The 16,260-nt window shown below is 46.2% G+C and carries 9 protein-coding genes; 5 read left to right on the forward strand and 4 right to left on the reverse strand.

Annotated elements, in window-relative coordinates; all coding sequences use genetic code 11:
* Window positions 1-236: 236 nt before the first annotated feature.
* The 4 genes from M1D30_RS08710 to ppdK form a co-directional block, all read right to left on the reverse strand.
* Entirely contained in the window at window positions 237-404 is a 168-nt protein-coding gene (locus M1D30_RS08710) for a hypothetical protein (RefSeq protein ID WP_248503044.1), read from the reverse strand.
* A gap of 5 nt (window positions 405-409) precedes the next feature.
* Window positions 410-3,550 carry an InlB B-repeat-containing protein gene (locus tag M1D30_RS08715; protein ID WP_248503047.1) on the reverse strand — a complete coding sequence of 1,047 codons (3,141 nt, stop codon included), beginning with the start codon at window positions 3,548-3,550 and terminating at the stop codon, window positions 410-412.
* A 422-nt stretch (window positions 3,551-3,972) separates the two neighbouring features.
* Entirely contained in the window at window positions 3,973-5,436 is a 1,464-nt protein-coding gene (locus tag M1D30_RS08720; RefSeq protein ID WP_248503049.1) for a phage integrase SAM-like domain-containing protein, read from the reverse strand.
* Window positions 5,437-5,848: 412 nt separating this feature from the next.
* Entirely contained in the window at window positions 5,849-8,572 is a 2,724-nt protein-coding gene (ppdK, locus tag M1D30_RS08725; RefSeq protein ID WP_248503050.1) for a pyruvate, phosphate dikinase, read from the reverse strand.
* A gap of 210 nt (window positions 8,573-8,782) precedes the next feature.
* Here ppdK and M1D30_RS08730 point away from each other — a divergent pair, with 210 nt between their 5' ends.
* The 5 genes from M1D30_RS08730 (at window position 8,783) to M1D30_RS08750 (ending at window position 16,246) form a co-directional block, all read left to right on the forward strand.
* Window positions 8,783-9,088 (forward strand): Dabb family protein, encoded by a 306-nt coding sequence (locus tag M1D30_RS08730; protein WP_248503052.1) that lies wholly within the window; start codon window positions 8,783-8,785, stop codon window positions 9,086-9,088.
* A gap of 27 nt (window positions 9,089-9,115) precedes the next feature.
* A complete protein-coding gene (rlmD, locus tag M1D30_RS08735) occupies window positions 9,116-10,549 on the forward strand; it encodes a 23S rRNA (uracil(1939)-C(5))-methyltransferase RlmD (protein WP_248503057.1) in 1,434 nt (477 codons plus the stop codon).
* 29 nt (window positions 10,550-10,578) lie between these two features.
* Window positions 10,579-11,625 carry a porin gene (locus M1D30_RS08740; protein WP_248503059.1) on the forward strand — a complete coding sequence of 349 codons (1,047 nt, stop codon included), beginning with the start codon at window positions 10,579-10,581 and terminating at the stop codon, window positions 11,623-11,625.
* A gap of 39 nt (window positions 11,626-11,664) precedes the next feature.
* Window positions 11,665-12,744: an asparaginase gene (locus M1D30_RS08745; RefSeq protein ID WP_248503061.1), complete on the forward strand. Its 1,080-nt coding sequence runs from the start codon at window positions 11,665-11,667 to the stop codon at window positions 12,742-12,744.
* Between the two features lie 316 nt (window positions 12,745-13,060).
* The gene (locus tag M1D30_RS08750; RefSeq protein WP_248503063.1) at window positions 13,061-16,246 is read left to right on the forward strand and encodes a TonB-dependent receptor; all 3,186 of its coding nucleotides are present in this window, start codon (window positions 13,061-13,063) and stop codon (window positions 16,244-16,246) included.
* Window positions 16,247-16,260 lie beyond the last annotated feature (14 nt).

Genomic DNA, 16,260 nt, shown 5'->3' on the forward strand with positions numbered 1-16,260 from the left:
TAATCTGATATAACCAAAGGTTTTCCTGATTTTCTTGATTTTAGCAATAAAGTTTGAATACTTAATGCCTCAATTGGCAGATATACAGTTCAAAAAAGTGTTTCACTTTGCACTTTCGTTCAAGTAGGTAACTATTATTTGGTAAACCTCTTTACCCTTACATCCCATATACAAATGAAAGTAGCGACGCTATAGAATTAACGCCGCTACTTTTTTCTCAGATTTAGACAGAACGTCTATCTGTCCCAAATGCTGCTGCCACCGCCCTGGTCACTGATGTCCAGTTCGTCTTCAACATCACTCCAGCCACTGGATTTCAGACCAGTCACACTTGATTGCAGAAGTTGTGTCAGATGCTGCAGTTCTATCACCTTCATTGAAGGCTTCATATATTCTTTCTTCATATCGCTTACTTGACAAGTATTTTTTTACCTTTATTGATATACATTCCGCGTTGTGTCGGCTTTCCGCTCAGGCGCACACCGTCCAACAAATACCATACATCATCCTTTACTTCATTAGAATTTGCAGAGACTTCAAAAATGCCTGTTGTTTCTTCACCGTCAAAGCTTAATGCAAACGCACGTGCCTTAGCTTCAGCGTGTCCATTGATGTACGGCACAGAGAAATAGGCACGACATGAGCGAATCTGGCGGTCAACTGTTGAGTAGTACAATGTGTTTGCGTCACCCAAGAACAGAATGCTCTTGTCATCAGCAGTCACACTGACTGGCGAGTACGTACCCACCATCTGCACCGTTTCCAATCCAGTAGTTTCACTATCCATAGTCTGAGCCGTCGAGTTGCTGATGGTCACGCCCTCGAATACTGGATTGCTGATGTCGTAGCTCGCCTCATTGCCCTCGTAGTCCGCCGCCTTTTCCCATTTTACTAAATAGGGCACTCCGGCTTCAATCTCCGTCGCCGATTTGAAATACAGATACAGCGTCCCGTCTTCTGCATCGAAGCCGTTCTTCTCAGTCACGTCCATAGTCATCAGCGTAGCACCTGCAAAGTCCGCATTGGCAGCAATCTGCGCTGCACTCAACGAGAATGGCAGGCACAGCGTGTTCCAATTACCGTCCTTGTAGAGCGTGCGATCAGAGAGCGTCACGTCGGCTTTACTGTCATAGTTAGTAATGATGTTGCTAATGACATCGGAATTGTCAACAATGGCAGCCAGCGAAGCATCGAAATAGGTGATTGTCACCTCGATTGTCTGCGCTGCAACCGCATTCCAGTTATCGCTGCCCTCCACCTTGTAATATACGGTGTAGGTTCCGGCATCCGTTCCTGTCGGGATGTCATCAGAATAGTTCTGGCCGTCAAGGCTGTAAAGCAAGGTTCCAAAGTCTGTATTGCCTGCATTCACAAGCGCCTGTGCCGAGCCGTTATATATAAGGTTTTCAACAGCAGTCGGAGTTGTGACAGTGGGCGTAGCTTTAGCGATGGTGAATAAAACCTCTCTTGAGCCCGAGTAGTTGCCCTTGCCGGTAATGGTAGCAGTGGCAGTACCCACATTCACATTGGCAGAATACCCGATAGTGTAATCTGTTCCAAGCGTGAGGGTTGTTCCTCCATCGGTTACGGTTACTTCTGGTTCGATGGCAGATCCAGTGTAGGTCCGGTCAGCGATGGCGGCAATAGTGATGCCATCATTGGTCACAGCCTTCGGGATGATAGTGAACGTCGCTGCGGTCTCGCCCGAGTAGTTGCCCTTGCCGGTGATGGTGACTGTGGCTGTTCCTGCGTTGACGTTATTGCTGTAAGCCACCTCGTAATCCGTGCCAAGAGTGAGCGTTGTTTCTCCATCTTTAACGGTCACGTCAGGTTCGATTGCCGAGCCCGTATAGACCTGGGTGGGTATAGATGCCACGTCGCAGTTCAGCATAGACTTCAATATCGACACAAACCAACTTTCACCGCCCATGTCCGTCAGAGTGAACACATAGAATCCGCTTTGAGCAACACTTATCTCACTTATGTTATGGTCGAATGTGGATGCTCCGCCGGTGTAAGGCACATTGATATCTGGAATAGGACTCCAATAATTGTAAGAGTTATCGGAAATAACATATCTTTCCGTCGTCGTTTCGTCGAGCCAGACAATGCTCTCGCCTTCGTAGAGGATGCTCACAGGCTCAGGACTGCCGCCCTGCCTAAGATAGAATGTCGTTTTTTCTTCGCCCCATTTCGCATAAAACGTCATATCCTCGGTTGCCGTGGAGGGAATGGAGTAATAACGGCTGCCTGTGAAGTCCTCCGTCGTGTACCAGCCCTCGAACGAAGCACCGACCTTCGTCACATATGTGGGAAGTACCGTTGTTTCCCCCTCAATGTAATGGTCGATTTCTCCGCTTCGGATTGTGCCGCCACCAAGGGCAAACGACACAGCGTGACTTCTTTCAAATTTTGCCCAATACTCCTTGTTGCCGGTTTCGGAAGAAGAAATGCTTGTAACGGCATCGCCTTCAAGGTCGGCATTGTCGTACCAGCCAAAGAATGTGTAACCCTCACGCTCTACGTTTACGGGCAGCGGCGTGGTATTCCCAACAATGTATTTTGACGAATAAGCCGTTGCATCACCGTCAAAGGTGTGTAGGGTAACGTCGGCTGTTGTAACGCTCACGCCGTCAATCGTGCCGGAGAAATTCGTCTTGCCACCACTCAGACCAAACATCGAGCCGTCGGCAAGCGCGTCCTGATAATAATGCAGAGCCGCAGCCACTGTGCCGTCGGAAAGTTGCCCTGCCGTAACCGATGTGCCATATTGCGAAGTACCGAGGACAAAAGCGTTGCACACAGTGAGAGTGGACCTGTCAAAATCGCCCGCCACAAGATCGTCGTGGTGAGAGCCGTATTGTCCGGATAGGAAATTTGCACTTGTCTTTCCTGCAAAATAGGAATTGACGACAGAGACGGAGCCATCGCCACCGCCCGCAAGCCCGCCAATCCAGTTGTCGCCCTTTACGGTACTTGTGCTATACACATTGGCGAGAGTAACGGAAGAGTTATTAGCGACTCCACCTACTATCGAACCAAGTAAGTTGTTGGAACTGCTGAAATACGAATCCACAATGCCGAGGTTCTTGACGACGGCTGAACCGCTTACTGCACCAATAAGTCCGACACGCCAGCTACTGCCGCTGACATAGAGTCCGCTGACGGTGTGTCCCTGCCCATCGAATGTGCCGGAATAAACCTTGCCCTCAAAATAATCATTTCCTATCGGCGTCCATTGCACGAATTCGCCCGTGTAGGCTTCGCCGTTGGCGTCCAACACGTTTTCATTGACCACAATGTCAGCGGTCAGTTTGGCGTTGGCTGTTGCATTGCCATTGTTGACAAGCTCCGCAAAACCATAGAGCTCTGCAGCAGTGCCGATGAGGTAATAGCCGTCGTCATCCTGCGAAGGGGGGGTTGGCGTAATTGTGGTTTGTGCCCATGCCGTTGCAGTCGTGAGCATCATCACAAGCAGCAGCATGGCTGCCCGTCGCGTTGCGCCCCGCCCCGTGGTCGAGGGCGCGAAAATGTTTTTCTTAATTCCCATTGTTATTGTTTATTTTTGATTATTTATTTGTCTCGTAGGGTATAAATAACACAGCGGCCTTCCTTGCATTAATGCAAAGAAAGCCGTATATTATTTACGCGGGTGCCCGCGCCTTTTCAATCGCGCGTGACTTAGAGTGAGTGAGTGAGTGAGTTAACGAATTATTTGGAATCACCAAACAATTCGCGTTAAACAATGTTATCACTTCAATCCTTCTCATGCCTAAATTCTCAAAAAAACGCTACAAAGTTACACTTTTTCTTTCAATTATTGTTCATTTCCATCGACAAATTGACAAAAAGTGGTCGAATTCCTGACATTTTGCTATCTTTGTACATCAAAATTGTAACCATCAGCCACACACTATCACCATTTTCATAGTTCCTCAGTAGTCCGTATAGGCCGACACTCGCAGCTCTTTCTTACTGCAATATTCTCTGATACAATTGAGTCTGCTTCTTGTCCATATTAGTAATCCTTATCTGTACCTTGATTGGACGTTCGACATCCTCAGGGAAGGCCGAAAGGAGTTGTGTAATTACCTGTTCAACATTTGTAAATCCAGAGTCTTCGATTATGGATACACAATCACCACTGATGAATACTTCACCTCTGATGATATTATACTTCGACATTCTCTCAAAAGACTTTGTTGAGTCTTCATTGTTATCCGGTTCCTTATTACTGAAGAAAATATAATCAATAACTTTCTCATTCAATTCCCATGCCGGTGAGTAATCAATCTTCGTATATACTCTTGCCATCTTGTAGGTAGAGTGATTGAGGGCAAAGTCAATGTCGCCAAGCGACGCACCGCAACCATTCTGTGCTATCGTTGCCCACGAATGGCGGAAGGAATACAGGCTGGCATGGAAGTCTGGCGAGACTTTCTTACAGATTTGGCTGATGCCTGCATTTACATTGGCATTGAATGAGTCTGATGTGCTTAGACGGTCTTGAAAGTCAAACAGCCAGGGAGATTCTATGTTTTTGGACAAGTACTTCTCGAATGTGGGCTTTATAAATTGTGGCACCCTTATCTCAAAGTATGCATTATCGGAACGGGATTTACTTGTTTTTCTTCTGTTATAGTGGAAAATGCCATTGTGATACTGGATCTTTTTCGCATAGAACAAATCAATGCTGTTGATGCCACACATACAGAAGCTTATCAGCGCAATATCCTGTCCAAGTTCCTGGAGCGGATGCGTGAATCTACTGAAGTCGGGAACAACGGCGAAGAACCTGCGAAGCATATTGGGGCTTATTGCTCTCTTGTTTGGTGTATCTTCCTTGGGGATTGTAATTTTGGGCCAAGGGTTTGTGATTAACTGAATACCTCTTTCTTCATCGTTGTATTCCAACATAGCAGCTTTGTGAATCTGTCTGATGTTGATTGGGTATTTGTTTTTAGACCTTGCCGTCTGGGAAATAGAGTCTATCCATCTGGAAAGAAATGAGAAAGTTAGTTGTGAAAACATCACTTCGTTACCACCAGCGAACTTTTCCAGATTATAAAGTGCCCACTTATAATCACGTGAAGTTCTTTCTTGTCCTCTAACTATCATCTTCTCAATATGCTTACGAGCGTACATTGAGAACGATATTCCATCCTTACCTTTCTGAATATAGTCCACAATTTCCTTAATCGTCCAGTGTTGTGTGTCAATCCTATTCAGAGTGTTGTAGTATTGATCAATCAATTTAGAGGTTTGTTGAATAACGTAAGGATCAAGAATATCCTTTTTGTTCCGACTCAGCCCCTTATCGTTAACCATCCATGAGGTTCTCAGATAAGAGACTTTACGATTGTGGGCAAAACGTATGTACACGACATACATACCATCTTTCCTTTTTGATTTTACAGTAGCTTTTAATGTTGCCATATTAAGTTTATATTATATGATTACACGCAATAGTGCGCATTCATATAATATAATTCAGACTCTGGAAGACATTCTCTATTTAACAACAAATTTGGTATAATGTTACCTATTGACACATAGAAGAGAATAACTAGCAAAGGTACATCTGGTACATATCAGCATTATAATATTGGTTTCAAAAAATGTAATCAGATTTTTGGTAAACAGGCTAAATTTTTGGTAAACAAATTTGATGCAGAACTTCCTATTGGCACACAGAAGAGCATTTTACAATTTTTCAACTACCTATATATCAGTGGTTTACATATTTAAAAAGTGTTGACCAGAAAAACACGTTTTCTCAAGAGAAACAAAAATGCAAGTGCTTGATAATAAAGCACTTGCATTTTTGAGTATCTCAAAAATATGAAAATTATTCACATTCCAGAGCGCCCTGCGCGGCGGCCAGACGTGCGATGGGCACACGGAAGGGAGAGCAAGATGCGTAGTTCATGCCAATCTTAGCACAGAACTTCACAGAACTAGGCTCACCACCATGTTCACCACAGATACCGCAACGGAGCTCAGGACGAACCTCACGACCACTCTTAACGGCGTGCTTAATCAGTTTACCAACACCCTCTTGGTCGAGAACCTGGAATGGATCAACCTTCAGGATCTTCTTGTCGAGGTATACAGGCAGGAACGAAGCGATATCGTCACGGCTGTAACCGAAGGTCATCTGCGTCAAGTCGTTAGTACCGAATGAGAAGTACTGAGCCTCTGAAGCAATCAGATCAGCTGTCAGGGCAGCACGAGGAATCTCAATCATAGTACCAATCTCGAACTCAACCTCAACACCCTCAGCAGCGAATACCTCCTTAGCAGCACTCTGGATAACTTCCTTCTGCTGCTTGAGCTCGTTGATAGTACCAATCAGAGGAACCATGATCTCAGGCATAGGATTCTTACCCTCCTTCTTCAGCTCACAAGCAGCACCCAGAATAGCCTTTGTCTGCATAGCAGTGATTTCAGGGAAGGTGATACCCAGACGGCAACCGCGGTGACCAAGCATTGGGTTGTTCTCAGCGAGTGAGTCAACACGACGCTTGATATCCTCTACGCTTACGCCCATTTCCTTAGCCATAGTCTCCTGACCAGCCAAATCGTGGGGAACGAACTCGTGCAAAGGAGGATCGAGCAGACGGATGTTCACGGGCAGACCGTCCATAGCCTCTAGGATACCCTTAAAGTCAGCCTTCTGATAAGGCAGCAACTTAGCCAGAGCCTTCTCACGTCCGGCAACGCTGTCAGCCAAAATCATCTCACGCATAGCAACGATCTTCTTATCCTCGAAGAACATGTGCTCAGTACGTGTCAGACCAATACCCTTGGCACCGAACTCGCGAGCGAGCTGAGCATCACGAGGTGTATCAGCATTTGTACGAACCTGCAGCTTGGTGTACTTGTCGCACAGGTCCATCAGCTCCTTGAAGTCACCAGACAGCTCAGCAGCCTTGGTAGTAACCTCACCAGCATAAACCTGACCAGTAGTACCATTCAGAGAGATGAAGTCACCCTCCTTATATACCACGCCGTCAATCTCAACGGTCTTATCCTTATAGCTTACGTTCAGAGCACCTACACCCGATACACAGCACTTACCCATACCACGAGCAACCACAGCAGCATGAGAGGTCATACCTCCACGTGCAGTCAGGATACCCTCAGCAGATGCCATACCAGCCAAGTCCTCAGGAGAAGTCTCGATACGAACGAGTACTACCTTATGACCATCATTGTGCCAAGCCTCTGCGTCGTCAGCATGGAAAACAATCTGACCGCAAGCGGCACCAGGAGATGCAGGCAGACCCTGAGCGATAACCTTAGCCTGTGAGAGGGCCTTCTTATCGAATACAGGGTGCAGCAACTCGTCGAGTTTCTGAGGTTCGCAGCGCATGATGGCAGTCTTCTCATCGATCATACCCTCGTGGAGCAGGTCGATAGCAATCTTCACCATAGCAGCACCTGTGCGCTTACCGTTACGTGTCTGGAGGAACCACAGTTTGCCCTCCTGTACGGTGAACTCCATGTCCTGCATATCGTGATAGTGGTGTTCCAGCTTATCCTGGATGCTGTTCAACTCAGCATAAATCTCAGGCATAGCCTCCTCCATAGAAGGATACTTAGCTACGCGCTCAGCCTCTGAGATGCCAGCACGCTCTGCCCAGCGCTGAGAACCAATCTTAGTAATCTGCTGTGGAGTACGGATACCAGCAACAACGTCCTCACCCTGTGCGTTTACCAGATACTCACCATTGAACAGGTTCTCACCATTGGCAGCGTCACGGCTGAAGCAAACACCAGTAGCAGAGGTATCACCCATGTTACCGAATACCATAGCCATCACTGATACGGCTGTACCCCACTCGTCGGGGATTCCTTCCATCTTACGATAGAGAATAGCACGCTCATTCATCCAAGAACGGAACACAGCGCAAATAGCGCCCCACAACTGTTCGATAGGATCGTTGGGGAAGTCCTTACCAGTGCGCTCCTTGATGGCAGCCTTGAACAGCTTAACCAACTTCTTCAAATCTTCAACAGAAAGGTCCTTATCAAGTACAACACCGCTTTCCTTCTTCACCTTCTCTATAATTTCCTCGAATGGATCGATGTCGGTCTTGTTGACGGGCTTCATCTCGAGCACAACGTCACCATACATCTGTACGAAACGACGGTAAGAGTCGTATACGAAATGAGGATTATTGGTCTTAGCAGCCATACCCTCAGCCACTTCATCGTTCAGGCCCAGGTTCAGGATAGTATCCATCATACCTGGCATAGAGGCGCGAGCACCTGAACGTACAGAAACCAGCAAAGGATTCTTGGCGTCACCAAACTTGCAGTTCATCAAATTCTCGATATGCTTTACTGCTGCCATTACATCGTCATTCAGCAGTTCCATAATCTTCTCCTGACCAACTTTATAATATTCATTACAACAGTCAGTAGTGATCGTGAAACCTGGAGGAACAGGCACACCAATGTGGTTCATCTCAGCAAGGTTAGCACCCTTACCACCGAGTTCCTCACGCATCTTTGCATTACCTTCGGCCTTACCATTACCGAACAGGTAAACTCTTTTTTGACTCATCAGTTAAATTATTTAAGATTAATATTATATAAGTATTGTTCAATATCTCGGTTATTGTTCGATTTTTCCTTTGGAATTTTGCAAAGTTATAAAAAAGTTTGCACTCAGCCAAAGAAAACGCGCAAAAAGTGCAAAAAAAAATAATAATGACACGCGAATCGATAATTTTTTGTAACTTTGCAAACTAATTATACATATCTTTTATATAATATGGTAAAACACATCATTCTTTGGACGCTCAATCCCGAACTCACGGTAGAGCAGAAACAACAAGTCAAAGCCGGCATCAAAGAAGGCTTAGAAGGTCTTGTAGGCAAGGTTCCTGGACTCTTAGACGTCAAGGTAAATATCAGTGGACGTTTAGCCTCATCAAATGCTGACGTAATGCTCGACTCCACCCTCGAATCTGAAGAGGCATTAAAAGGTTATGCCGTTCATCCAGAACACGTAGCAGTGGCCAATGACAAGGTACGTCCTTACACCATACAACGTGCATGCTTGGATTTTGAAATTTAATTGATAATCGAAAACAGAAAATTGATAATGGCGAGAAGCAAGAAACCATTACCCCTATTAGAAAACATCACCATTGAGGCCGTGGCAGCAGAAGGAAAATGCTTGTTCCACTGGAACGATTTGGTAGTATTTGTGCCGTTTTGTGTGCCTGGTGATGTTTGTGATATTCAGATTCGCCGCAAGAAGCATTCGTTTGCCGAGGGCGAAGTGGTACGCTTTGTAGAATTAAGCAAAGTTCGCGCTGTACCTTTCTGCAAGCACTTTGGCGTTTGCGGTGGCTGCAAATGGCAGAACCTACCCTATGATGAACAGCTAAAGTTCAAACAACAGCAAGTATTTGACCAGCTGCATCGCATTGGCAAGGTTGAGCTACCTAAGTTCCGTACCATTCTCGGATCAGTGAAGACTATGGAATACCGTAATAAGTTGGACTTTGGCTGTGCCAACAAACGCTATTTGACAAAGGAAGAGATAACGGCCCTACCCAAGGACGAGAGTCAGAGTCTGAAGGACATTCCTGCAATTGGTTTCCACATCACAGGAGCTTTCGACAAAATACTGCCGATTGAGAAGTGTTGGCTCATGGACGATCTGCATAACAAGATTCGCAACGACATTCGCGACTACGCGATGGAGCACGGCATCTCGTTCTTCGATTTACGTGCTCAAGTGGGCCTATTGCGCGACATCATCATTCGCAACAGCGCCAGCGGTGAATTGATGGTCATCATTCAGTTTCACTACGACGAGACGGGTGGTGAGAAGGAGGCCAAAGACCTGTTGCAGCACATTGCCGACAGTTTTCCACAAATCACCTCCCTACTCTATTTGGACAACCAGAAATGTAACGATACCATTGGCGATCAGGACATCCTCGTATTCAAAGGCACAGATCACATCTTCGAACTCATGGAAGACCTTAAGTTCAAGGTTGGTCCTAAATCGTTCTACCAAACCAACACCGAACAGGCCTACCATCTTTACAGTGTAGCTCGCGAGTTTGCTGGATTAACAGGCAACGAGATGGTTTACGATCTCTACACCGGCACAGGTACCATTGCCAACTTTGTGGCCAAGAAAGCCAAGCAAGTGATTGGCATTGAGTATGTTCCTGAAGCTATTGAGGATGCAAAAATAAACTCTGAAATAAACGGCATCGGTAACACCCTGTTCTATGCCGGAGATATGAAGGATATACTCAACGACGACTTCATTGCCGAGCACGGACGCCCAGATGTCATTATCACCGACCCTCCACGCGCAGGTATGCATCCTGATGTTGTGAAGACCATTCTTCGTGCAGCTCCAGATCGTATTGTTTATGTATCGTGCAACCCTGCCACACAGGCACGCGACCTGCAAGACCTTGACGAACAGTACAAAGTTGCTGAAGTACAACCTGTGGATATGTTTCCCCACACACCACACGTGGAGAACGTCGTATTATTGATCAAAAGATAGAACAAAAAGATAATAACAATAAAAAAACAATGAAAAAAGTTTTAATCGCAGCCCTCATGATGGGCGCAGCACTGAGCACACATGCTCAGAGTGAATGGTTCCAGAACGTTAAGTTCAGCGGATACGGTATGGTACAGTATCAGGCCAGCGACAAGGACGGCGCCGAGACCAATGGCTTCAACCTGCGTCTGGTGCGTATGGCATTGGAAGGTCGTGCTCACACTGATTTTTATTGGAAGACTCAGATGCAGATTAACGGTAATGCTTTCGACACCAAGGCCGATGGAAAGACGAAGAACAACATGACAATCCGCCTGGTAGATCTCTTTGGCGAGTGGCAGAAGTACGAGTTCTTCAAGGTGAAGGCTGGTCAGTTTAAGCGCCCCTTCACATTCGAGAACCCCATGCACCCTATCACTCAGGGCTTCATGAGCTACTCACAGAACGTCAGCAAGTTAGCTGGTTTTGCTGATCGCACAGGCGAACACGCCTCTAATGGTCGCGACATCGGTTTGCAGTTCCAAGGTGACTTCCTCAAGAATGCCGAGGGCCGTAACCTACTGCACTATCAGATAGGCGCATTCAATGGTGAAGGCATCAATACAGGTGATGCAGACAACCGCAAGGACATCATCGGTGGTATGTGGGTAATGCCTGTCAAGGGTATGCGCATTGGTGCCTTCGGATGGACTGGCAGTCGTGCAGGCGTTGGCGAGAAGAACCGCTACGCCCTCTCTGGCGAATACACACAGGACGACTGGACTTTCCGCACAGAATATATCCACAGTCAGGGTTGGAACGCAGCTCACACGAGCGACAAAGCCGATGGTTATTATGCTCTCTGCATCGCACCTATTCAGAAGAACAAGTTCCATGTAAAGGCCCGTTACGACCTTTATCGTGAAGCCAAGGAATGGGGCCAGTCAAAGACTCTTTATGAGGTTGGTGCCGACTATATGTTCACAAAGAACCTGCAGATAAACTTTGAGTATGCTCGCGTTAACGAACGCACCATCGCTGACCCTGACAAGCATAACTACAACATGGTTGACGTGGAACTGGATTTCCGTTTCTAACCCTAGTTCAAACTAGTATAACTAGTCTCGCTAGCATATATGACCTCAAAGATACTATTGATATACACAGGTGGTACCATCGGCATGAACCAAAATCCACTGACAGGTGCTCTGGAGCCATTTGACTTCGAGCACCTACTCAGTCGCGTGCCCGAGTTAGCGCAGTTCCAGACCGAGATAGCCACCTATCAGTTCAACCCACCCATTGATTCCAGCGACATGTCGCCAAAGCTATGGACGGAGTTGGCACATATCATTGCTGATCACTACAACGAGTATGATGGTTTCGTCATCCTACATGGAACCGACACAATGGCCTATACTGCCTCAGCATTGTCGTTCATGCTTGAAGGACTGACTAAACCCGTCATCCTCACTGGTTCACAGTTACCCATTGGCCAGCTGCGCACCGACGGCAAGGAGAATCTTATCACCAGCATCGAGATAGCTGCAGCCAGAAGAGCAGACGGCACAGCCATGGTGCCTGAGGTAGGCATTTACTTCAATGGCCATCTGATGCGAGGCAATCGCACCACCAAACAAAGTGCCGACGAATTCAACGCCTTTGAGTCGTTCAACTATCCCCATCTGGCTGATGCAGGTGTAGAGATCACCTACCACGACGAGTTCATCCGTCGCCCCTCAAACACCAGTCTTCAGACATCAGTTCAGCCAAAGGACGCATACTATCAGCGGTACACAAGAACACTCACCCCTCAGTTCCGTCTGGACAATAACGTAATTATCTTCTCGCTGTTCCCAGGCATCCGAGAGGACCTCATCCGTCACATCATTGCCACGCCTAATCTGCGCGCCATTGTCATGCGAACCTATGGATCAGGTAATGCACCGCAAAGTCCATGGCTCATCAATGCCTTGCGCGAAGGCTACCGCCGTGGAAAGATTATCATCAATATCAGTCAATGCCTGCAAGGTTGCGTACAGATGGGACGCTACGATACAGGCTATCAATTGCAGGAAGCAGGTGTTATCAGTGGATACGACGGCACCGTAGAGGCTGCCGTAACAAAGCTGATGTATCTTCAAGGAAAATACGATGATCCTGAACAAGTACGCAAATACATGCGACAAAACCTATGTGGCGAGATTACTGTTTAGAATGATTCATTCTATATTAAATTAAATAGGTGATGTGCTTACGTACGCCACCTATTTTTTTATTATTTTTACACACTTGCAAAGCACGAACTAAAAGAAAAACCTATCAAAACGACACATTTACTACTTTTCATGTGCATCTTTTGTACTTAAACTAGATGTTTTTATATCGTTTTGAAACTTTTTTGGCCAAAAATTTGCTTTTATTAAAACAAATACGTAATTTTGCACCCCGAAACACAACTTAAATCTAATTTGAGGAATAAAAAATACACAAAATTAATATTATTTTAATTCAAAAACGAGAGAGAGATTTATGGAAAAAAGACTCATGACATTGTTGATGGGCCTCTTCCTGTTCTTGGGGGGAGTATTTGCCCAAACCAAAGTCAATGGTACCGTTGTATCTCAAGAGGACGGAGAGCCCGTAATCGGAGCTTCCGTTTTGGTCGTTGGGACACAAGTTGGTACGGTTACAAACATTGATGGTCAGTTTTCACTGACCTGTCCTGCTGGAAAGAATATGCTGCGTATCACCTACGTTGGCATGGAGACGCAGGAAGTAGTAGCCCGTCAGAACATGCGAATTGCACTGAAGAGTGACTCTAAGGCTCTGGACGAGGTTATCGTTGTAGCCTATGGTTCTCAGAAAAAATCATCATTTACAGGTTCTGCTGCTACGATGAAGGCAGAGAAGATCCAAAATCAACAGGTCTCTAACCTGTCGAAGGCACTTGAAGGTCAGGTCGCTGGTGTTCAGATTGCCTCTGAGAGCGGACAGCCTGGTTCTAGTGCAAGCATCATCGTACGTGGTATCGGTTCTATCTCAAGTTCACAGTCACCACTGATTGTTGTTGACGGTGTACCTTATGAGGGTTCTTTGAACTCAATTGCCTCACAGGATATTGAGTCAATGACCGTTTTGAAGGATGCTGCCGCCAACTCAATGTATGGTGCGCGTGGTGCTAATGGTGTGATTATCATCACAACAAAAAGAGCAAAGACAGGTGATGCCAAGGTAACATTTGAAGCTCGTTGGGGTATCAATGATCGTGCTGTAGGCAACTATGACATCATTTCAAACCCTGGTGACTACTATGAAATGTATTATGAGGCTCTGCGTAATCACTTGGTGGGCGAAGATGGCTATAGTCTTGCTGATGCAAATTCAATTGCTGCCAGCGAGCTGATTAGCGGAGACTACGGTTTGAAATACAACATCTTTGAGGGTGTTGCCGACGATGCACTTATCAATCCCCTGACCGGTAAACTCAATCCTGCTGCCACCAAGCGTCTGTGGAACGACGATTGGACCAAGGATCCATTTGAAAATGGTTTTCGCCAGGAATACAACGTTAACGTAACTGGTGGTAATGATGTTACTCAGGCCTATGCTTCATTGGGGTATCTGGGCGACGAAGGTTATATCATAGGCTCTGACTTCGACCGTTATTCTGCTCGTGTAAAGATTGACCAGAAGATTGGAAAATACGTAAAGATTGGTGGAAACCTGGCATATGCAAGAACCGACCAGCGTAACTTCACATCAGCCAGCAATTCTGGTTACACCAATATCTTTATGTTCTCACAGAACATTGCCCCCATCTACCCTATCTATCTGTATGACAAGCAGGGCAAGCGCATGTATGATGAGAACGGAGCCACTCTCTACGATTTCGGTACTGAGTATAACCGTCCATACGCCAGTGAGTCGAACCCTCTGGCTGTTGCCAAGGTTAACTCAAACAAGATTGGTACAGATAACCTGAGCTCACGTGGCTATTTTGAAGCCACCTTCCTCAACGACTTTAAGTTTACTGCCAACATTGCTTATGACGTGTTCAACAGCAGCCGTTCATACCTTTGGACTCCTATCGGTGGTGATGCCAAGAGTGTTGGTGGACGTATCTACAAATATAACACACGTTATGGTGCACTCAACGCCAACCAGATTCTGGATTGGAATCACACCTTTGGCAAGCATGATATTCATGTGATGCTGGTACACGAGAACAAGAAGGACAACTATAACTATCTCTATGGTCAGATGACAAATCTGTCTGACTATAGCATTGACGAGTTCTTCAACGCAGCACTCTATCAGGACTTAAATAGTAACAGTTCTGAGTATGCACTCGAAGGCTACCTTGCTAAAGGTGAATGGAACTACGAGGACAAGTACTACATGACTGCCAGCATTCGTCGTGATGGTAGCTCACGCTTCCACAAGGACAACCGTTGGGGTACATTCTGGGCTGTAGGTGGTGCATGGCGCATTGACCAGGAGCAGTTCATGAAAGGTATCAAAGAAATCAGCTCACTCAAACTGAAGGCCAGCTATGGTACACAGGGTAATGATAATATCCTGGATCCGGACGGCAACACCATCACCCACGCATATAGCGACCTTTATAGCATCAACCGCCTGGCTGGTGGTGACGCAGCTTTTACAAAGACCATGCGCGGAAGCAAGGAGTTGACCTGGGAAAAGCAGGCCATGTTTAATGCTGGATTCGAACTGGGTCTGTTCAGCCGCATCAATATCAACTTTGACTTCTTCATCAAGAACAACAAGGATATGCTGTTCCGCAGTCCTCTGGCCACATCAGAAGGTCAGCCCAGTTGGATTTACCGCAACGAGGTTGACATGAAAAACACTGGCTTTGAAATGGAGATCAGTGCCGATGTCATCAAGAATCAGGATCTGAAATGGAACGTAGCCTTAAACTTCTCTCATTACAAGAATGAGCTGACCAAGCTTCCCGCATCAAAGCCTAAGGAAGAATATCCTAATGGTTTCCAGCGTGGCAACTACTGGTGGAAAGAAGGCAGCAGCATCTATAGCTGGGCTGGCTATGAATATGTTGGTGTAGATCCTGAAACAGGTAAGACTCAATATAATAAATATGTGCCCGTGCTCGATGAAAATGGTAACGATACTGGCGCAAAGAAGGCTGTAATTGTTAACAATGCTTCTGAAGCTACTGTTGTCGATTTGAACAAGAGCGCAATTCCAGACCTTGTTGGTGGTTTCAGCACTTCTGCAGAATACCGCGGCTTTGACTTGTCAGTGCAGACAGCATTCCAACTTGGTGGCTATGTACGTGACTCACATTATGCCACCCTGATGAATAGCGGCTTAAGTGCCGGCGAAAACCTGCATAAGGACATGCTCAATCGCTGGACACCAGACAACCGTTATACTGATATTCCTGCTCTCTATGCCAACAATCAAGGCGCAGGCATTGATAACACATCTGACTACTTCCTGACAAAGGCTAACTACCTGAGCTTGAAGAATGTGACACTGGGCTATACCCTCCCCGCCAAACTGATTAGCAAAATTGGTATCAGCAAGGTTCGCGTCTATGCGACTGGCGACAACCTGTTCGTATGGTCAAAGCGTAAGGGTCTCGACCCACGTCAGAGTTTCGATGGTACAACCAGCTATGTATACTCTGCTCTTAGCTCATATTCACTTGGTTTGAATGTGACATTCTAACAGTATCAAAACAC

Origin of the sequence: Prevotella sp. E15-22, assembly GCF_023204875.1 — a bacterium.
In the GTDB taxonomy this organism is placed as follows: domain Bacteria; phylum Bacteroidota; class Bacteroidia; order Bacteroidales; family Bacteroidaceae; genus Prevotella.

Bases quoted from the DNA above. Each gene is read 5' to 3' on its own strand.
- M1D30_RS08710 (WP_248503044.1), bottom strand. From the start codon at position 404: ATGAAGAAAGAATATATGAAGCCTTCAATGAAGGTGATAGAACTGCAG.
- M1D30_RS08715 (WP_248503047.1), bottom strand. From the start codon at position 3,550: ATGGGAATTAAGAAAAACATTTTCGCGCCCTCGACCACGGGGCGGGGC.
- M1D30_RS08720 (WP_248503049.1), bottom strand. From the start codon at position 5,436: ATGGCAACATTAAAAGCTACTGTAAAATCAAAAAGGAAAGATGGTATG.
- ppdK (WP_248503050.1), bottom strand. From the start codon at position 8,572: ATGAGTCAAAAAAGAGTTTACCTGTTCGGTAATGGTAAGGCCGAAGGT.
- M1D30_RS08730 (WP_248503052.1), top strand. From the start codon at position 8,783: ATGGTAAAACACATCATTCTTTGGACGCTCAATCCCGAACTCACGGTA.
- rlmD (WP_248503057.1), top strand. From the start codon at position 9,116: ATGGCGAGAAGCAAGAAACCATTACCCCTATTAGAAAACATCACCATT.
- M1D30_RS08740 (WP_248503059.1), top strand. From the start codon at position 10,579: ATGAAAAAAGTTTTAATCGCAGCCCTCATGATGGGCGCAGCACTGAGC.
- M1D30_RS08745 (WP_248503061.1), top strand. From the start codon at position 11,665: ATGACCTCAAAGATACTATTGATATACACAGGTGGTACCATCGGCATG.
- M1D30_RS08750 (WP_248503063.1), top strand. From the start codon at position 13,061: ATGGAAAAAAGACTCATGACATTGTTGATGGGCCTCTTCCTGTTCTTG.